The organism is Micromonospora sp. NPDC002717, assembly GCF_040295705.1.
Classification (GTDB): Bacteria; Actinomycetota; Actinomycetes; order Mycobacteriales; family Micromonosporaceae; genus Micromonospora.
Map to the genome: position 1 here is coordinate 44972 of NZ_JBEOVW010000010.1, position 18662 is coordinate 63633.

The window sequence follows — 18662 nt, forward strand, 5'->3', positions numbered from 1 at the left end:
GCATGCGTTACCGCGTCCTGGGCGGCACCGGCATCGAGGTGAGCGTCCACGCCCTCGGCACGATGATGTTCGGCGCGGTCGGCAACCCCGACCACGACGACTGCGTCCGGATCATCCACGCCGCCCTCGACCGCGGCGTCAACCTGGTCGACACCGCCGACATGTACTCGGCCGGCGAGAGCGAACGCATTGTCGGCCGGGCGCTGCGGGGCCGCCGGGACGACGTCGTGCTCGCCACCAAGGTGCACTTCCCGATGGGGGAGGGGCGCAACCGGGGCGGCAACTCCCGACGCTGGATCCTGCGGGCCGTCGAGGACAGCCTCCGCCGGCTCGACACCGACTGGATCGACCTCTACCAGGTGCACCGCCCCGACCACACCACCGACATCGAGGAGACCCTCGGCGTCCTGAGCGACCTCGTCCGGGCCGGCACGATCCGGGCGTTCGGCTGCTCCACCTTCCCGGCCGAGGAGATCGTCGAGGCGCAGCACGTCGCCGAGCGGCGCGGCCTCGGCCGGTTCCGCACCGAGCAGCCGCCGTACTCGATCCTGGCCCGGGGCATCGAGGCCGACGTGCTGCCGGTCTGCCAGCGGTACGGCATGGGGGTGCTCGTCTGGAGCCCGCTCGCCTCGGGCTTCCTGTCCGGCCGCTACCGCCACGGCCGTCCCGTCGACCTGGCCGCCGGGCGACCCGCGCTCACCCCGGCCCGGTTCGACCCGTCGATCCCCGGCAACGCCGCCAAGTACCAGGCGGTCGAGCGGCTGGTCGAGCTGGCCGGGGAGGTCGGCTGCTCGCTGCCGGAGCTGGCCGTGGCGTTCACCGTGGCCCACCCCGCGGTCACCTCGACGATCCTCGGGCCGCGGACGATGGAGCAGCTCGACGGCCTGCTGGCCGGCGCCGCGCTGACCCTCGACGACGCCGCGCTCGACCGGATCGACGAGATCGTCCCACCCGGCACCGACCTGTATGCCCCGGACGGCGTCTGGCGCCCGCCGGCGCTCACCGACCCGGCCCGCCGTCGCCGCCCGACCGCCGACCGGCCCGCCGCCTGACCGCCCAATCGCCTGGCGCGGATCATGCTCGGGGAGGCAGACTTCGGGGGTGGATCATCGGGCGATGGTGGGGCTGAGCAAGCGGATGTCCCTGGCGTTGCGGCACCAGCCCGCCCGGTTCGGCCTCGTGCCCGACGGGGCCGGCTGGGTGCCGGTCGACGACCTGCTCACCGCGCTGCGGGTCGACCGCGTCGACCTCGACGCCGTCGTCGCCGGCAACGACAAGCAGCGTTTCGCCGTCGAACGCGGCGCCGACGGTGTCGAGCGGATCCGGGCCAACCAGGGGCACTCCATCCCGGTCGACCTGGGGCTCACGCCGTGCCCGCCGCCGGCGCGGCTCTACCACGGCACCAGCAGCGTCGCCCTCGACTCCATCCGGGCGTCCGGCCTGCACCGGGGCGGCCGGCACCACGTCCACCTGTCACCGGACGTGGCGACCGCCCGGCAGGTGGGCGCCCGCCGGCGGGGAGCCGTGGTGATCCTGACGGTGGACGCGGCGGGGATGGCCCGCGACGGGCACGCCTTCTACCGCAGCGCCAACGGGGTCTGGCTCACCGACGCGGTCCCCGCCCGCTACCTCGCGGTCTGACCGGCCACGCCCCGAGCCCGACCGGACCGGCGCCGGACGGTACGGGCCCGGTCAGGCCGCGCGTCGTGCCGGCCCGGATCAGGTAACGCGGTGCCGGCCCGGGGGCAGGCCGCGCGGTGCCGGCCCGGGTCAGGCCGCCCGCTGCGCGAGGAAGTCGGCGAGCACCCGGGTGTGGGTGGAGAAGGCCAGCTCCGTCGGCTCGGTGAGCACCAGCCACTCGGTGGCCTCCTCGGTGGGTGCCGAGGGCGGCAGCGCCTCGGCCCGCTGCTCGGGCAGCTCCCCGAAGACCATCATGGTGCCGCCGGCCGGGGCGCTGTGCACCGCGAAGATGCGGGCGTCGGCGGCGTCGGCGCGTAGGCCGGTCTCCTCCCACAGCTCCCGGACCAGGGCCTCCTGCCACTCCTCGCCGTACTCGATGAAGCCGCCCGGCAGCGCGAGCAGGCCGCGCGCCGGCTCGATGTCCCGGCGGACGACGACCACGCCGAGGCCCGCGTCCGTGCGGACCGGCAGCACCGCCACCGCGACGGGCAGCGGGTTGCGCCAGACGGTCTCGCCGCAGGCCCCGCAGACCCGCGGCCACCCGGTCGCCGCCGGGTAGGCCACGCCGCAGAAGGAGCAGTGGGAGTACGCGGCGGCCGTCATGCCGAAGCACGTTACCCGCCCCGCTCCGGAGCCGCCCGGCAGCGGTCCCGCGGTCAGGGAGCGCCCGTGCGGAGGGCGTCGCGGGCGTCCATCAGGGCGAAGCCGAGCAGGTTCGCGCCCTGCCATGCCTGCGGATCCTCCGCGCGCGGATCGTCGGCGGCCAGCCCGATGCCCCAGACGCGGTCCACCGGGCTGGCCTCCACGAGCACCCGCTCGCCGGTGGCCAGCAGGAACGCCCGCAGGTCGTCGTGCTGGCCGAACTTGGCGACGCTGCCCGCCACCACGATGTCGTAGCGCCGGGCCGCCCAGGTCGCCTCGTCGAAACCGCGCACGCGGCGGCCGAGCGACTTGGCGCGGTGCGGGTGCCCGGCCGCCAGGACCTGGGCAGCGACGTCCGCGTCGCCGAACAGCACCGCCTTGTGCCACATCATCCAGTGCTCGGCGGTGGCATACGTCCGGCCGCCGTCGCGGAACGGCGCGGGCCACCACTGGCTCAGGCAGCCAGGCCCGACGCTGCCGTCGCGGCGCGGCCGGTGGCCCCAGAAGTGCAGGTAGCGGACCCTCTCGCCGGCCTGCGTGGCGGCGACGAGGGCGGCGACGGATCGCGGCGACATGTCGGAGAGTCTGCCCGACGGCTCCGACAGAACGCCGCACGTCTCTCCGGCGGCGGCGTCCTCAGCGGTCGCCGCCGTCGTCGGGCGCGTCGCTGGGGCGCCCGCGTAGCCGCCGTTCGCGCATGCCTCGGGCGAGCTCGGTCGCGAGGGCCTGCAGGGGCGGCGTCCAGAACCGACGGAAGTGGTCGAGCCACTGGTCGACCTCCCGCAGGGGCCGGGGGTCGACGGCGTAGAGCCGTCGGGTCCCCTCCGCGCGCACGGTGGCGAAGCCGTTGTCCCGCAACACCTTGAGGTGCTGCGAGACGGCGGGCTGGGAGATCCCGAACTCGCGCCGGATCACGTCGCACAGCCCACCGGCGGTCATCTCACCGTCGGTGAGCAGTTCGAGGATGCGGCGCCGCACCGGGTCGCCGAGCACATCGAAGGCGTGCACCGGTCATTTATATCAACTTCAACTTAATTAGGCGATACCTGATGTACGCGGGTCGGTGTCGGAGACACGACGCCAGGTCGTACGCCCGTGCCGCCCTGACCGCGACCGACCGCGACACCCCGCGCCGGCGGTCGTCGCCCCTGGCGTCGCCGGCCCCCGGCGACGATGTCGGACCCGTGGTCCATGATCCTCGTCGTGACGGCGACGCCGGGTCCATCCGGCGTCGGCGTGGTCACGGCGGCGCCGCGCGGCGGCGGACGGGAGGTTCGGACAGTGGCGGACGCGGAACTGGCCGCGTGGAGACGGCGCAGCACCGTGCGGGTGGTGCCGCCCGCACGGCCCCGCAAGCTGGCCAAGGTGCCCTTCGTGGAGCTGGCCGACGGGCGGTTGCAGGGCGTGGTGTCCAGCGGGTCGGACGTCGAGCGGGTCTACGTGTCCTCGATCGCGGCCGGCACCCACGCCTACCACTGCAGCACCAACAACAACCGCCCCTGCGGCGGGCTGCGCGGTGTCCTGTGCAAGCACCTGCACGCCCTCGTGGACGAGGCCGTCCTCCAATACGGCGTCGACCGGGTCGCCCGCTACCTGCGGGTCGAGGCCGGCGACGGGGCGAGCACCGGCGGGGACCTGATCGCCGCCCTGGACGAGCGGCACGAGCCGACCCCCGCCGCGGTCGTGTTCAGCCGCTTCCTGCGCCACCTGTCCTATCTGGAACTTCCCGGCAGCACGGCGCCCCTGCCCGAGCTGCACTGGTTCCCGGCCACCGGGGCGGGCCGCTGATGCTCGGCACGCAGCTCGCCGTCCTGCGCGACGGCGCACCGACCGGTCTGACCGACGCCCTCGACCTCGTCGCCGGCCTCGACGACGCCCTGGTCCGCGGGTTCGCCCGGGTCAACGAGGAGGACGCGGCGGCGCTGGCCGCGCTGGCCGGAGCGCTCGCCCCCACGCCGCTCGGTGACCTGGTGGCCGAGGCGGTCGGCAAGGTGACCGCCGGTTCGGTGACCGAGGAGCATCTCGTCGCCCTCGCCGGTGCCCGGTGCGCGCTGCTCGGCGCGGCCCACGACGCGCTGCTCGGGCAGCTCGACACCGCCCTGGGCCGGGCGCGCGCCCCCTGGGCGCCGGGCCCGCCCGGGCCCGCGGCGGACGCGCCGCCGCCGCTCGCCGGCGTCCGCGCGTGGCTGCACGAGCTGGCGCTCGCGGGGTGGGGCGGCGTCGACCACGAACTCGTCGCCGCGGCCGCGACGCCGATCGAGGCCGCGCTCGCCGAGCCGGGCCTGCGTCGGCTGGCGGTGCTGCTCGACGGCCTGGCCGCCGAGCTGCGGGCCTGCGCGCCGGTCGCCACGATGGCGCATCCGCCGGTCCGGCGCTGGGCCGACCTGTGGGCGCGGGGCCTGCTGCTCGCCCAGGACGCGGCGGCCGTGACCGCCCCGCCGGCCGTCGAGGAGGTCTCCGGGCGGCTCCTGGTGCTCGGTGTCGACGTGCACGAGCACGACACCGCCGTGCAGGCCCAGGTGCACGGGATCCTCGAACCGGCCGACGGTGCGGCGCCCCGCCTGGTCCGCGCCACCGTCGGGGCGGTCAAGGTGGAGACGATCGTCGGGCCGGCGCTGTGGCGCCTGCTGGACGCCCACCCCGTGCTGTTGGCCGCGCTGGCCGAACGGCGGGGCCTGACGGTCAGCGGCCTTGCGCTGCGCGGCGCGGATCTGATCTGGCGTGACGACCGGGCGCGACTCGGCGAGGCAGCCGACCCGTTCGCCACCGCGCGGGTCCTGCTGCCGGCGGCGGTCGCGGCGGCGCCGGCGCCGCTGGACCGGCACCCGGTCGGGATCGCCGAGCCCGTCCTGCTCGAGGGCTACACCGTCCGCGACGACGACGGCGCGCTCACCGTCGAGCTCGACGGCCACCCGCTCGCCGTCGCGGTCGACCGGCTGCCCTCCTGCGGCCCGCTCACGCCCGACCTGATCGCGGCCTCGTCGGCGTGTCTCGGCCTGGTGCGGTGGGACGACGGCCGGTGGCTGCTCCAGCCGCTGGCGGTGCAGGCCACCGTCAAGCGCAAGCCGGTCGGCGCGCACACCGGCGACTGGGCGTGCGGAGTCACCGACCCGAAGGCCGCCAAGGCCGACGCCAAGGCGGGCGACGCCGTGGCGGTGCTGCGCGAGCGCGCGGGACGGTTGCTGCGCCGATGACCGACTCCCTCGCCCCCGCGGGCCACGCCGACGCCAACCGACGCCAGGTGCTCTACTGGCGCCTGCTCGCCCGGCTCTTCGACCCCGACGAGCAGCCCGCCCTGGAGTCGGCCAGCATGGCGGTCGTCGACGACCTCGGCCTGCCGGCCGCCCTGCTGGACCCGGCGGTGTCGGTGGACACCGTCGTCCAGCGCTTCCCGGCCCTCGCCGCCGAGCTGCGCGGCCTGCTCCGATCCGGGCAGGACGCGGGCGCGGGCCCACCGCCGGACGGCGGGCCCACCCCGCCCGGCCCCGCCGCCACGACGGACGCCGGGGCCGGCGCCGACACCGGATCGAGCGCCACGACGGGCACCGGGCCGGGCGTCGACCCCGGGTCCGGCGCCGACACCGGGTCGGGCGCCGACACCGGGTCGGGCGGTGCGGAATCGGGCGGCGACGGGCCGGCGGCCGGGCCGGGCGCCGCGGAGGTACGCCGCGCCGCGCTGGTGTCGAAGCTGCTGCTCAACGTGTTCGCCACCGGCCACGGGGCGGTCGACGCCGGCCAACTGGCCCGGTGGCAGTCCGACGCGGGCTGGTTCGAGCAGGCGCTCGGCCTGGAGCCCGGGGAGCTGCGCCGGCAGGGCGGCACCGACGCCCTCGGCGGGGTGCTCGCCGGCCTGGAGGGCGACCTGGTCCGCCGGATGCACCTGCGGGAGGTGCTGGCCGACCCGGCGCTGGCCAGCCGGCTGACGCCGAGCATGTCGCTGATCGAGCAACTGCTGCGGGACAAGGCCAACCTCTCCGGCGTGGCCCTGGCCAACGCCAAGGCGCTCATCCGCCGCTTCGTCGACGAGGTCGCGGAGGTGCTGCGTACCCAGGTCGCGCAGACCAGCGTCGGCGTCGTCGACCGGTCCGTGCCGCCGAAGCGCGTGTACCGCAACCTCGACCTCGAACGCACCATCTGGCAGAACCTGACCAACTGGAGCCCGGAGGACGAGCGCCTCTACGTCGACCGGCTCTACTACCGGCAGACGGCCCGCCGGGTCACGCCGGCCCGGCTGATCGTGGTGGTGGACCAGTCGGGCTCCATGGTCGACTCGATGGTCAACTGCACCATCCTCGCGTCGATCTTCGCCGGGCTGCCCAAGGTGGACGTGCACCTGATCGCGTACGACACGCGGGCGCTGGACCTGACGCCGTGGGTGCACGACCCGTTCGAGGTGCTGCTGCGTACCAACCTGGGCGGCGGCAACGACGGCCCGGTCGCGATGGCGATGGCCCGCCCCAAGATCGTCGAGCCGAAGAACACGGTCATGGTGTGGATCTCGGACTTCTACGAGTTCGGCCGCTCCCAGCCGCTGTTCGACGGCATCGAGGCGGTGCACCGCTCCGGGGTGCGGTTCATCCCGGTCGGCTCGGTCAACAGCTCGGGCCAGCAGAGCGTCAACCCCTGGTTCCGGCAACGCTTCAAGGACCTGGGCACGCCGGTGATCTCCGGCCACATCCGCAAACTCGTCTTCGAGCTCAAGAGCTTCCTCACCTAGGAGAACGAACCCCTCATGTCCGAGATGCTGCGTGCCCCCGCCGAGGTCAAGTACGCCGAGGAACTCGACTACCTGGAGTCGGTCGACACCGACCCGAAGCCGTTCTCGTGGCGGCTGAGCCCGCGGATGGTGCGACTGTTCGTCCTCGGCTCGGAGCGGGCCGACGGGCTCGACCGGGAGATCCCGCAGAAGTGGTTCGGTGACCGTACGTTCGTCGAACGGAGCATCGTGACCCTGGCGTCGGACCGGGGCCTGCTGCTGATCGGCGACCCGGGCACCGGCAAGAGCTGGCTCGCCGAGCTGCTGGCCGCCGCGGTCTGCCGCAACTCGACGCTGGTCGTGCAGGGCACCGCCGGCACCACCGAGGACCACATCAAGTACTCGTGGAACGTGTCGATGGTGATCGCCAGGGGACAGTCCCGGGAGTCCATGATCCCGTCGCCGATCATGACGGCGATGGAGCAGGGCGTGGTCGGCCGGTTCGAGGAGTTGACCCGCTCCACCAGCGACGTGCAGGACGCGCTGATCTCGATCCTGTCGGAGAAGTACGTCTCCATCCCGGAGCTGGACCACGACAACATCGTCTTCGCCAAGCCCGGCTTCTCGATCATCGCCACCGCGAACAGCCGGGACCGGGGCGTGAACGACCTCTCGTCCGCGCTCAAGCGGCGGTTCAACTTCGTCCGGATCCCCGTGGTGACCAACAAACGCAGCGAGGCGGAGATCGTCCGCTTCCGCACCGAGGAGCTGCTGCGCCGGCACCAGATCACGCTCGACGTGCCGCCCACCCTGCTGGACATCCTGTTGCAGAGCTTCGCCGACCTGCGTGCCGCCGCCTCCTCGGCGACCAGCGACGACGAGAAGCTGGAGTCGGCGCTGTCCACCGCCGAGCAGATCGGCGTCCTGGAGGACGCCATCCTGCACAGCCAGTTCTTCGGCGACCGCACCCTGCGCGCCGCGACGCTGGCCGGGTCGCTGGTCGGCTCCCTGGCCCGGCGCAGCCCGGAGGACCTCGCGATCCTCAACAAGTACCTGCACGGGGTGGTGGAACCGCGCGCCAAGCAGGACGGCGGCCCCTGGGAGGGCTTCCTCGACGGCGGCCGCCAGGCCATCGCCTCCCTGTCGTGACCGCGCCCACCGAGGCCGGGCCGTTCGGCGAGCTGCGCCAGCAGCTCGCCGCCGCCGCCACCGCCTTCGCCGACAGTCCGGGCGCCGTCGCCGACATCCTCGCCGGCATGGTCGACGACGTCGACCGCGCCCTCGGCGAGGAACTGGAGATCTTCCCCGTCTGCCACCACTCGCCGGCGTCCGCGCTGGCCATGGTCCGGCGGCTGCGTGTCAAGCAGCCGAAGGTGATCTACCTGGAGCTTTGCGAGGACCTCCAGCCGCTGCTGGGCGAGCTGCGCAACTGCCGCCTCCCGGTGGCGGTGCAGGCGTTCGCCTCGGAGCTGGAGGGCTTCCCGGCCGACTGGGGGCCGCTCAGCGTGGTCGCGCCGATCACCGAGGCCAGCGCCGAATACCAGGCCATCGCGTACGCGCTGGAGACGCCCGGGGTCGAGCTGGTCCTGGTGGACCGCTCCACCGACCACGTCTTCCAGTGGCTGCCCCGCCCTCCCGGCACGGCCGACGAGGCCCCGGTCGGCGGGGACGTCGAGCCGACCGCGCCGGCGGAGGAGGAGGCGGCCCTGCACGGGGACGCCGTCGGGGTCGAGATCGGGGACCTGCGGCCCCGCTTCGCGGAACTCGAGGCGTACCTGCTGCACCACGGCAAGGTGCGGCACTGGTCGGAGTGGTGGGACCAGTACGTCGAGCAGCCGCTCGCCGACGCCGACCACGACACCTACCGGCAGGTGATGGTGCTGATCGGCAGCCTGTTCCGGCGGCTGCGCCCGGCCGGGGCGGACCGGCGTGACCGCGACGAGGACCGGGAACGCTACATGTGGACCCGGATCCGGGAGCATCTGGCCAGTTCGGGTGCGGATCCGGCGGAGTGTCTCCACGTCTGCGGGGCGTTCCACGCCGCCAGCCGGGTCGAGCAGTTCGGGCTGCGCGCCGACGCCCCGTTCGAGATCACCCCGCGCACCGGCACCCGGTGGCACTACGGCCTGATCCCCTCCAGCCACTCCGCCATCGAGGCGCAGTTCGGGCTCGCGGCCGGTTCGGTGTCGATCGCCGCGGCGACCTGGACCAAGGCGGTCGCCCGGTCCGGGCTGTCGCCGTTCCAACTCGAGGGGCAGCGCGGCACCCGCACCCGCGCCGGGCGCCGCCGCGCCGCACCGGCCCCCGTGCCCGCGGCCCCGGTCGCCGACCGGCTCTCCGGCTACCTCGGGCGGCCACCGGCGGTGCAGGGCCTCGACGAGGCGGAGCTGCGGGGCTGGTGCGTCGACATCGTCCGGCTGGCCCGGCGCAACGGCTACCTGGCCAGCACCGCCGACGCCATCGCCGTCTTCGAGACCTCGATCCTCCTCGCCGGCCTGCGCAACCGGGCCCGCCCCACGCCGTACGACTTCGCCGACGCGGCGGTCACCTGCATCGAGAAGGACGTCGTCCCGGGCCGCCGGGACGTCCGCCGGCTCTGCGAGATCCTGTTCGGCGGCGACCGGATCGGCCAGGTGGGCTACGAGGCCCTTCCGCCGCTCGCCCGCGACGTCCACGACCGGCTCGCCCCGCTCGGGCTGGACCTGGAGAAGCGCCAGGTCCAGCGGGCGCTGCTGGACCTGCACGCCGACCCCAAGCTGGCGCCCTGCTCCGACCTGCTCTGGCGGCTGCGGCACCTGCTGCCCCCCGACGCGGTACGACCCATCATGGGCGAGCGCCGGTTGGGGCACCGCTCGATCCAGGAGAGCTGGGACCTGGCCCTCGGCCGCCACCAGCGGGCGCTGATCGAGCTGGGCTACGAGGGCGTCACCGTCGAGCAGGTGCTGGAGCAGCGGCTGCGGCGCGCGGTCCGGGGCCCGGACGCCACGGCCTCGGTCGCGCTGGAGGCCGTGGAGGACGCCGTACGACTGCTCGACAGCCCGCGCCTGGTCGACGAGCTGGGCAACCGGGCGGTGGAGCTGCTCGCCGCCGAACGCACCGTCGACGACGCCCCCGAGGTGCTGCGCCGGATCCGGCGGCTGCTGGCCCACCATCGCGCCACCGGGCCGCTGCCGGCCTGGTGCGAGGCGTTCGTGACCACCGGGTACGCCCACTACTGCACGCTGCTGCCCACGGCGTTCGTCGACGAGGGGAGCGGGGTCCGGCAGGTCGGCGCCATGCTCGGCTTCCTGTTCGGCATGGAGAGCCTGGCGCTCTCCCTGGGCTGCGACCGGTCCCAGCTCGAACTCGCCGTCGCGCAGTCCCACCCGGAGGCGCCGGCCAAGGTCGCGCTGCTCTGGGTCGCCCGGCACCAACTCGGCCTGCTGACCCTGGCCGAGCTGCGCCGGCGGTGCGCCGACCTGCTCGGCAACCCGCTGGTGGTGCCCGCCTTCCCGCAGTACCTCAGCGGCTTCGTGCAGGCCCTGGAGTCGGTGCCCGGGCTCGCCCCGTTCGTCGTGGAGGTGATGTCGTCCGCGTTCGCCCGGCTGCCCGACCCGGTTCTGCTGCCCTGGCTGCCCACGCTGATCACCACTCTGCGCGACCACGGCCCGGAACTGGTGCCGCTGCTGGTGCGGGAGGCGGGCCGTACCTTCCCCGCGTCGCTGCCTGCGCTGGACTCCTGGGTGCCGCCGTGGTCGGCGTCGGCGTCCCCGCCGTCGCCGGCGGTCCCCGCCGTCGCGTCCGGTCCGGTGGCCGCCCTGCTGTCCGGCCACCCGGAGGCCGTCAACGCCGTCGCCGCCCTGCTCGGCTGCGACGGCGGGTGGCGCGAGGAGGCCGCCGCACCCGCCACCCCGCCGGGCCTGACCGCCCTGCTGGCCACGCATCCGGCCACCGCCGACGCCGTGGCCGCGCTGCTCGCGGGCGAGCCGGGCTGACGGCGGGCCGGCGGGAGGTCCGACCCGCACGACGGGCCGATGGCGCTCGTCGGCCCGCGGGCGCGGACCACCGCCGGCGAGCCGGATCTCGCGTGCGGGTTGTCGATCCGGGCTCGCCTCGTTCGTGTGGAGGGTGAGAGGCCGGCGGTGGCGCCGGCCGTCGACGCGAGGAGAGGCCATGAAGGAGTACCTGCTCAGCATCTACCAGCCCGGCGGCGAGGAACTGGTGGACCCGGACTTCCTGGCCGGGGTGATGCGCGAGCTGGGCGCGATCCGCGAGGAGCTGGAGGCGTCCGGGTGCTGGGTCTTCGGCCAGGGGCTGCACGCGCCGGACACGGCGACCGTGCTGCGGCCGTCCGACGGCGACGTGCTGATCACCGACGGGCCGTTCGTCGAGGGCAAGGAGTACCTCGGCGGCTTCACCATCATCCGGGCGCCCGACCTGGACGCCGCGCTCGCGTGGGGCCGCCGGTACGCGCTGGCCACCACCCTGCCGATCGAGGTGCGCCCCTTCCAGGGCGAGGACTGAGCGTGTCCGACGTGGAGGCGGCGTTCCGCACGGAGTACGGCCGCGCGGTCGCCGTCCTGGTCCGCCTCCTCGGCGACCTCGACCTCGCCGAGGAGGCGGTGCAGGAGGCGTTCACGGTGGCGGTGGCGCGGTGGCCCGAGACGGGGCCGCCGCCCAGCCCGGCCGGCTGGATCATCACGACCGCCCGGAACCGGGCGATCGACCGGCTGCGGCGGGAGGCGTCGCGGGCCGACCGACACGCCCAGGCCGTCCTGCTGCACACCCGCGACGTACCGGCCGGGGAGGGACCCGTGCGCGACGACCGGCTCCGCCTGATCTTCACCTGCTGCCACCCGGCGTTGGGTCAGGCCGCCCGGGTCGCGCTGACCCTGCGGCTGCTCGGCGGGATGGGCACCGCCGAGATCGCCCGGGCCTTCCTGGTTCCGGAGGCGACGATGGCCCAGCGGATCGTCCGGGCCAAGGCCAAGATCCGTGACGCCCGCATCCCGTACCGGGTGCCGGGGGACGCCGACCTGCCGGACCGGCTCTCCGCCGTGCTGGCCGTGCTCTACCTGATCTTCACCGAGGGGCACACCGCCAGCTCCGGGGACCGGCTGGTCCGCGACGACCTGTGCGCCGAGGCGATCCGGCTGGGCCGGCTGCTGGTGGAGTTGATGCCGGACGAGCCGGAGGCGCTGGGGCTGCTGGCGCTGATGCTGCTCACCGAGGCGCGCCGCCCCGCCCGCACCACCACCGACGGCGTGCTGGTCCCGCTGGGCGAGCAGGACCGCCGCCGGTGGGACGCCGGGCTCGTCGCGGAGGGGCAGGCCCTGGTCCGCCGCTGCCTGCGCCGCGACCGGCCCGGTCCGTACCAGATCCAGGCCGCGATCGCCGCCGTGCACAGCGACGCGCCCAGCGCCGCCGGCACCGACTGGGCCCAGATCCTCGCGCTGTACGACCAGCTCACCGCGTGTGCCCCCGGCCCGGTGGTGGCGCTGAACCGGGCCGTCGCGCTGGCCGAGGTGGCCGGGCCGGCGGTGGCGCTGGCCGCCGTCGACCGCCTCGACCTGGCCGGATACCACGTGTTCCACGCCGTCCGGGCCGACCTGTTGCGCCGACTGGGCCGGGCGGGGGAGGCGGCCGAGGCGTACCGGACGGCTGCGGAGCGGACGGACAACGCGGCCGAACGCGCCTTCCTGGCCGCGCGGGCGGTCTCGGCGCGATCAGGCGGATAGCGCCGCCCGACGGCGTTCGGCGGTCGTCACTTCGGCGGGGGAGCCACCAGGCATACCGCTGGCGACGAAGCGCCCCGGCTCGCCGGCGCGCTTCCGGGCCGCCGGAGAGCGCTGCGGGGCCGCCGGAGAACGCTGCGGGGCCGGCGGCCGACGGGCACCGCGGGCCGGTGGAGGCCTACCGGCACTGGCCGAGGCGGCCGGCCGGCGCCGGTGCCCGGCGTTTGCCCGCTCCCGGGGCCGGGAACGCGGGTCTTCCGGCAGCGCGGCGCCCCGGCGCGCCGCCCGACGAACGGATGCCGACGGCCCATGACGTACCGCCCGGCAGTCACCACCGCGGTGCCCGACCTGGCCGCCCTCACCCTCGGGGTCGAGGAGGAGTACCTGCTGCTCGATCCCCGGACGGGGGAGAGTCTTCCAGTCGCCGACCGGGTGCTCGCCGCCCTGTCCGGGACGGCCCGGAACCAGAGCCGCCAGGAGTTCCGGCACAGCATGGTGGAGATGGTCACGCCGGTCACCGCCGACCTGACCGAGCTGCGCGCCCACCTGGTGGCGCTGCGCCGTTCGGCCGCCGACGCGGCCCGTGCCGCCGGGGCCCGGCTCGTCGCGGTCGGTGCCACCCCCGTGCACGAGCCGCACCGGACGGTGCCGGACAAACCTCGCTACCACGCCATGTCCCGCCGCTTCGGCCCGGTCGCGCACGATCCGGCGGTCTGCGGCTGCCACGTCCACGTCGGGCTGCCCGACCGCGAACTGGCCGTCCAGGTGTGCAACCACCTGCGCCCGTGGCTGCCGGTGGTGCAGGCGGTCACCGCCAACTCGCCGCTGCACGACGGCCGCGACACCGGACACGCCAGCTGGCGTTCGATGCAACTGGAACGCTGGCCCAGCATCGGGCCGACCCCGCACTTCGACTCGGCCGCCGACTACGACGCGACGGTGGACGACCTGATCCGCGCCGGGATCATGCTCGACGCCGCGATGGTCTACTGGTACGCCCGCCCTTCCACCGCGTACCCCACCGTCGAGATCCGGGTGGGCGACGTCTGCCCTGGCGTGGACGACACGGTGCTCGTCGCCGGCCTGGTCCGGGCGCTCGTCGCGACACTGGCCGACGACGTCCGCGCCGGGGTTCCCGCCCCCCGGATCCGGGGCTGCCTGGTCTCCGCCGCGCACTGGCGGGCCGCCCACGACGGACTGGAGGGCGACCTGATCGACCTGCGCTCCGGCGGCGCCCGCCCCGCGTGGGACCTGGTCGACGAACTCGTCGCCACCGTCGCGCCCGCCCTGGCGCGCCACGGCGACCTCGACCACGTACGCGACCAGGTGGCCCGGGTGCGCCGGGACGGCACCGGCGCCGCCCGGCAGCGCCGGGTGATGGCCCGCACCGGCAACGACGTACGGGCCGTCCTGGACCACCTGGCCGCGGAGACCCTCGCCTGCTGACGCCGCCCGGACCCCGGGTGCCACCCCGCCACCCGTGGCGTTCCACCCGTGAGCGCACCGGCTGGGCTCAACCCGAGCCGGGGTTGGCCGTGCGGTGTGACGCTGCCGGGGTCGCCTCTACCGTGACCGGGCCGTGGGATCGGAGGGGTGCGGCCGAGGCGGGCCGGGGGGTGCCGGTCAGCGGATGTCGTGGGACTGGAGCCACAGCTCCAGCAGGCCGAGCTGCCACAGCTTGTTGCTGCCGGCGGCGGCCTGCGCCCGGTCCGGCACCGCGAGCAGCTCGTCGAGGTACTCGCGGCGGAACAGGCCGCGTTCCCGGGCGGCGGGGGCGGCGAGGGCCTCGGTGACGAGCTGCCGTACGGGGCCGTCGACGTTGCGCAGCGCCGGCACGGGGAAGTAGCCCTTCGGCCGGTCGACCACCTCGGCCGGCAGCACCTCCCGGGCGATCTCCTTCAGCACGCCCTTGCCGCCGCCGGCCACCTTGTGCTCGGGCGGGCAGGCCGCCGCGAGGGCGACCAGATCCTGGTCGAGAAAGGGCGTGCGCACCTCCAGCCCCCACGCCATGCTCATGCTGTCCACCCGCTTCACCGGGTCGTCGGGCAGCATCAGGTGGGTGTCCAGGCGCAGCACGGCGTCCAGCGCGGTGTCCGCCCCGCTCGCCGCCAGGTCGGCGGCGAGCAGTTCGCGGCTGGCGTCGCGGTCGCAGGCGTACGCGGGGCTGACGACCCGGCACAGTTCGGCGTGGTCCCGGTCGAAGAACGCGTCGGCGAAGGCGTCCGCCGCGCCGTCGCGGGGCACCCGGGCGAGGGGCTGGTGGTAGCCGTAGCCGGCGAAGACCTCGTCGGCGCCCTGCCCGGACTGGGCCACCTTGACGTGCCGCGCGACCTGTTCGGACAGCAGGTGGAAGGCGACCACGTCGTGGCTGCCCATCGGCTCGGTCATCGCGTGGACGGTCCGGCGTACCGCCGGGACCAGGTCGTCGTCGGCGAGCCGGATGCGGTGGTGGTCGGTGTCGAAGGCGCGGGCGACGAGGTCGGAGTAGTGGAACTCGTCGCCGACCTCGCCGCCGCGGCTGTCGAAGCCGATGCTGAACGTCTGGAGGTGGTGCTGCCCGGCCTCGGCCAACAGCGCCACGATCATGCTGGAGTCCAGGCCGCCGGAGAGCAGCACGCCGACCGGAACGTCGGCGACGAGCCGCCGTCGGACCGCCGTGCGCAGCGCGCCGCCGATCGCGGCCCGCCAGTCCCGCGCGTCCATCCCGCCGTGGGCGGGGTCCCGGGCGTAGTCGGGCCGCCAGTAGACGTGCTCGCGGCTGCGCCCGTCGGCCTCCACGACCCGTACGGTGGCCGGCGGGAGCTTGCGCACGCCGCGCAGCACGGTGCGGGGCGCCGGCACGATCGAGTGCCAGGACAGGTAGTGGTGCAGCGCCACCGGGTCGATCGTGGTGTCCACGTCGCCGGCGCGCAGCAGCGCGGGCAGGGTGGAGGCGAACCGCAACCGGCCGGGGGACTCGGCCAGGTACAGCGGCTTGATGCCGAGCCGGTCGCGGGCCAGCACCAGCCGCCGCCGCTGCCGGTCCACGAGGACCACGGCGAACATGCCGACCAGGCGGTCGACGAAGCGTTCGCCCCACTGCGCGTACGCCGCCAGGATCACCTCGGTGTCGCTGGTGGAGTGGAAGGTGTGCCCGGCCTCCCGCAGCTCGGCGCGCAGTTGCGGGTAGTTGTAGACGCAGCCGTTGAAGACCAGCCCCAACCCGAGGTCCTCGCGCACCATCGGCTGGCCGCCCGCCGCGGAGAGGTCGATGATGGTGAGGCGGCGGTGCCCGAGGGTGACCCAGCCGTCGTTCCACAGGCCCTCGCCGTCGGGGCCCCGGGACCGCATCGCCTCGGTCATCCGGGTCACCGCGTCGGCGTCGGGGGGCGACCCGTCGAACCTCGCCTCGCCACTGATGCCGCACATCGTCAGCGGTCACCGGCTTTCGGGGGAACCGGACCCACCGTAACCACTCCCGTCGGCGTCGCAGGTGGCGGACCACCCGCTCGCAGGGGCCCGGTCCCGTCGCCAGGACGGGCGGCTGGGCTACCCGGCCCCGGGCGGGTCAAACCCCGGGCAGTGGCCCGGGGCGGCCCGCGGGGCGGTGCCGGCGCCGTCGGCGGCCGGTCAGTCGCGCAGCGTACGCAGGATGCGGGCGAGCTGTGCCCGGTCGGCCGGCGCGAGGACACCGAAGAGGTCCTCGGCGGCGGCCCGGCGGGCGGCGTGGATGGCCTTGCCGGCCCGCGTGCCCTCCTCGGTCGGGGCGACCAGGGTGGCGCGCCGGTCCGCGGGGTCGGGACGGCGTCGCACGAGGCCGCGCGCCTCCAGGTCGTCGACGACCTCGGTGGCCGAACGCGGGGCGATGCGCAGGTGCTCGGCGAGCGCGCCGGGCCGCAGCGCGCCGTGCCGGATGAGCACGCCGAGCGCCCGGGACTGGCCGGGCGTGACGTCCCACGGCGCGAGCGCCTCCCGGGTGCGGTGCCGCAGCCGCCGGGTCACCGCCCAGAACGCCTCGGCGAGGCCGTCCCCGGCGTCGTCGGTGTCTCCGGTCACGGGGAATACGGTAGCAGGAGGAGCTGTTGTTCCCTCATGTTGAGGTAACCTCAGCATCTCCGATGTGAGGGAGCACCCCTTGGAACCCCACCCCTCCGGCCGCGACCGCGGCCCCCGCAAGGTCAGCGCCGCCGAGAAGGCACAGGCCCGCCAGGTGTCGCTGCGGCGCATCGGCGGGCTGTTCGCCCGGCACCGGGGCGCGCTCGCCACGGTCACCGCGATCATCGTGGTGTCCTCGGTGCTCGCCATGGCTTCCCCCTTCCTGCTCCGCGCCGTGATCGACCGGGCCCTGCCGGAACGCGACCTGGCGCTGCTCGTCTGGCTGGTGGCCGGCATGGTCGCGGTCGCCGCGGTGACCTCGGTGCTCGGCGTCCTCCAGACCTGGATCTCCACCCGGGTCGGGCAGCAGGTCATGCACCGGCTGCGCACCGACGTCTTCACCCACCTGCAACGGCAGTCGCTGACGTTCTTCACCCGCACCCGGACCGGCGAGGTGCAGTCGCGGATCACCAACGACATCGGCGGCATGCAGAGCGTGGTCACCTCCACCGCCACCTCGATCGCGTCCAACCTGACCACCGTGGTGGCCACCGCGGCGGCGATGGTCGCGCTCTCCTGGCGGCTCTCGCTGGTCTCCCTCGTCGTGCTGCCGCCGGCGGTCTGGCTGACCCGCCGGGTCGCCCACCTGCGCCGCGAGATCACCGCGCGACGCCAGCGCGAACTCGCCGACCTCAACGTCACCGTCGAGGAGGGGCTGTCGGTCAGCGGCGTACACCTGGCGAAGACCCTCGGCACCGGCCCGGCGCTGGCCGCGCGCTTCACCGCCTCGTCGGCCCGCCTGGTCGACCTTGAGCTGCGCTCCGAACTCGCCGGCCGCTGGCGGATGGCCTCGATGAGCGTCGTCTTCGCCGCCATCCCGGCGGTCATCTACCTCAGCGCCGGCCTGCCCGGCGCCGCCGGCACGCTCAGCATCGGCACCCTGGTCGCCTTCACCGCGTTGCAGGGCGGGCTGTTCCGGCCGCTGATGGGCCTGCTCAACGTGGGCGTCTCGGTGACCGCCTCGTTGGCGCTGTTCGCCCGGATCTTCGAGTACCTGGACCTGCCGGTCGAGGTCGACGACCCCGCCGAGCCGGTCGACGTCGACCCGCGCCGGGTCCGGGGCGACCTGCGGTTCACCGACGTCACCTTCAGCTACCCGGGCAGCGACACCGCCGCCGTCGCCGGGATCACCCTCGACGTGCCGGCCGGCACCGGCCTCGCCCTGGTCGGCGAGACCGGCTCCGGCAAGAGCACCCTGGCCGCGCTGGTCAGCCGGCTGCACGACCCGACGAGTGGCCGGATCACCGTCGACGGCGTCGACCTGCGCGACCTGCGCCTGGCCGACCTGGCGGCGATCGTCGGCGTGGTCAGCCAGGAGACCTACCTGCTGCACACCACCGTGCGGGAGAACCTGCGCTACGCCCGCCCGGACGCCACCGACGCCGAGATCGAGGCCGCCGCCCGCGCCGCCCGGATCCACGACCTGATCGCCGGCCTGCCCGACGGGTACGACACGGTCGTCGGCTCGCGGGGGCACCGCTTCTCCGGCGGCGAGAAGCAGCGCCTCGCCATCGCCCGCACGCTGCTGCGCGACCCGCGCATCCTGATCCTCGACGAGGCCACCAGCGCGCTGGACACCGAGACCGAACGCGCGGTGCAGCGGGCGTTCGACGAGGTGGCCCGGGGCCGCACCACCATCACCATCGCCCACCGGCTCTCCACCGTGCGGGACGCGGACCGGATCGCCGTGCTCGACCACGGCCGTATCGTCGAGTCCGGCACCCACGACGACCTGCTGGAGCGCGCCGGCCGCTACGCGACGCTGGCCGCCTGACGGCCGGGGCTGCCGCCGGCGG

The 18662-nt window shown here is 75.0% G+C and carries 15 protein-coding genes and 2 pseudogenes; 12 read left to right on the top strand and 5 right to left on the bottom strand.

Annotated features, from left to right (window positions below; genetic code table 11):
• Positions 1 to 2 precede the first annotated feature (2 nt).
• Both ABT006_RS16890 and ABT006_RS16895 read left to right on the top strand, forming a co-directional pair.
• A complete protein-coding gene (locus ABT006_RS16890) occupies positions 3 to 1052 on the top strand; it encodes an aldo/keto reductase (protein WP_350707286.1) in 1050 nt (349 codons plus the stop codon).
• Positions 1053 to 1101: 49 nt separating this feature from the next.
• Complete coding sequence (locus ABT006_RS16895) at positions 1102 to 1641, top strand: RNA 2'-phosphotransferase (protein ID WP_350707288.1); 540 nt, start codon at positions 1102 to 1104, stop codon at positions 1639 to 1641.
• A 129-nt stretch (positions 1642 to 1770) separates the two neighbouring features.
• Here ABT006_RS16895 and ABT006_RS16900 read toward each other — a convergent pair whose 3' ends face one another.
• From ABT006_RS16900 to ABT006_RS16910, 3 genes are all read right to left on the bottom strand, one after another.
• Positions 1771 to 2283, bottom strand: coding sequence for an NUDIX domain-containing protein (locus tag ABT006_RS16900; RefSeq protein ID WP_350707290.1), 513 nt, complete (start codon positions 2281 to 2283; stop codon positions 1771 to 1773).
• 53 nt (positions 2284 to 2336) lie between these two features.
• The gene (gene ybiA / locus ABT006_RS16905) at positions 2337 to 2897 is read right to left on the bottom strand and encodes a riboflavin biosynthesis intermediates N-glycosidase (RefSeq protein ID WP_350707292.1); all 561 of its coding nucleotides are present in this window, start codon (positions 2895 to 2897) and stop codon (positions 2337 to 2339) included.
• Between the two features lie 61 nt (positions 2898 to 2958).
• Positions 2959 to 3330: an ArsR/SmtB family transcription factor gene (locus ABT006_RS16910; RefSeq protein ID WP_350707294.1), complete on the bottom strand. Its 372-nt coding sequence runs from the start codon at positions 3328 to 3330 to the stop codon at positions 2959 to 2961.
• A gap of 273 nt (positions 3331 to 3603) precedes the next feature.
• On the opposite strand from ABT006_RS16910, the gene ABT006_RS16915 reads away from it, so the two are divergent.
• From ABT006_RS16915 to ABT006_RS16955, 9 genes and pseudogenes are all read left to right on the top strand, one after another.
• Complete coding sequence (locus tag ABT006_RS16915; RefSeq protein WP_350707296.1) at positions 3604 to 4110, top strand: hypothetical protein; 507 nt, start codon at positions 3604 to 3606, stop codon at positions 4108 to 4110.
• Positions 4110 to 5516, top strand: a complete 1407-nt coding sequence (locus ABT006_RS16920; RefSeq protein ID WP_350707298.1) for a hypothetical protein — start codon at positions 4110 to 4112, stop codon at positions 5514 to 5516. Before ABT006_RS16915 ends, ABT006_RS16920 begins: the two co-directional genes overlap by 1 nt.
• Positions 5513 to 5803 (top strand): annotated as a pseudogene (locus ABT006_RS16925) (VWA containing CoxE family protein); the annotation flags it as partial. The gene ABT006_RS16920 and the pseudogene ABT006_RS16925, both read left to right, overlap by 4 nt.
• A 165-nt stretch (positions 5804 to 5968) precedes the next feature.
• Positions 5969 to 7039 (top strand): annotated as a pseudogene (locus ABT006_RS16930) (vWA domain-containing protein); the annotation flags it as partial.
• Positions 7040 to 7054: 15 nt separating this feature from the next.
• The gene (locus tag ABT006_RS16935; RefSeq protein WP_350707300.1) at positions 7055 to 8167 is read left to right on the top strand and encodes an ATP-binding protein; all 1113 of its coding nucleotides are present in this window, start codon (positions 7055 to 7057) and stop codon (positions 8165 to 8167) included.
• Entirely contained in the window at positions 8164 to 10992 is a 2829-nt protein-coding gene (locus ABT006_RS16940) for a DUF5682 family protein (protein WP_350707301.1), read from the top strand. The genes ABT006_RS16935 and ABT006_RS16940 overlap by 4 nt, the downstream gene beginning before the upstream one ends.
• Before the next feature lie 178 nt (positions 10993 to 11170).
• Positions 11171 to 11521, top strand: coding sequence for a YciI family protein (locus tag ABT006_RS16945; protein ID WP_350707303.1), 351 nt, complete (start codon positions 11171 to 11173; stop codon positions 11519 to 11521).
• A gap of 2 nt (positions 11522 to 11523) precedes the next feature.
• A complete protein-coding gene (locus ABT006_RS16950; RefSeq protein WP_350707305.1) occupies positions 11524 to 12735 on the top strand; it encodes an RNA polymerase sigma factor in 1212 nt (403 codons plus the stop codon).
• 306 nt (positions 12736 to 13041) lie between these two features.
• Positions 13042 to 14178 (top strand): carboxylate-amine ligase, encoded by a 1137-nt coding sequence (locus ABT006_RS16955; protein WP_350707307.1) that lies wholly within the window; start codon positions 13042 to 13044, stop codon positions 14176 to 14178.
• Between the two features lie 177 nt (positions 14179 to 14355).
• Here ABT006_RS16955 and ABT006_RS16960 read toward each other — a convergent pair whose 3' ends face one another.
• Both ABT006_RS16960 and ABT006_RS16965 read right to left on the bottom strand, forming a co-directional pair.
• Complete coding sequence (locus ABT006_RS16960) at positions 14356 to 16140, bottom strand: N-acetylglutaminylglutamine amidotransferase (protein WP_350707309.1); 1785 nt, start codon at positions 16138 to 16140, stop codon at positions 14356 to 14358.
• A 201-nt stretch (positions 16141 to 16341) separates the two neighbouring features.
• On the bottom strand, positions 16342 to 16767 hold the full coding sequence (locus ABT006_RS16965; protein ID WP_350707311.1) for a MarR family winged helix-turn-helix transcriptional regulator: 426 nt from the start codon (positions 16765 to 16767) through the stop codon (positions 16342 to 16344).
• Between the two features lie 79 nt (positions 16768 to 16846).
• Here ABT006_RS16965 and ABT006_RS16970 point away from each other — a divergent pair, with 79 nt between their 5' ends.
• On the top strand, positions 16847 to 18640 hold the full coding sequence (locus tag ABT006_RS16970; protein WP_350707313.1) for an ABC transporter ATP-binding protein: 1794 nt from the start codon (positions 16847 to 16849) through the stop codon (positions 18638 to 18640).
• Positions 18641 to 18662 lie beyond the last annotated feature (22 nt).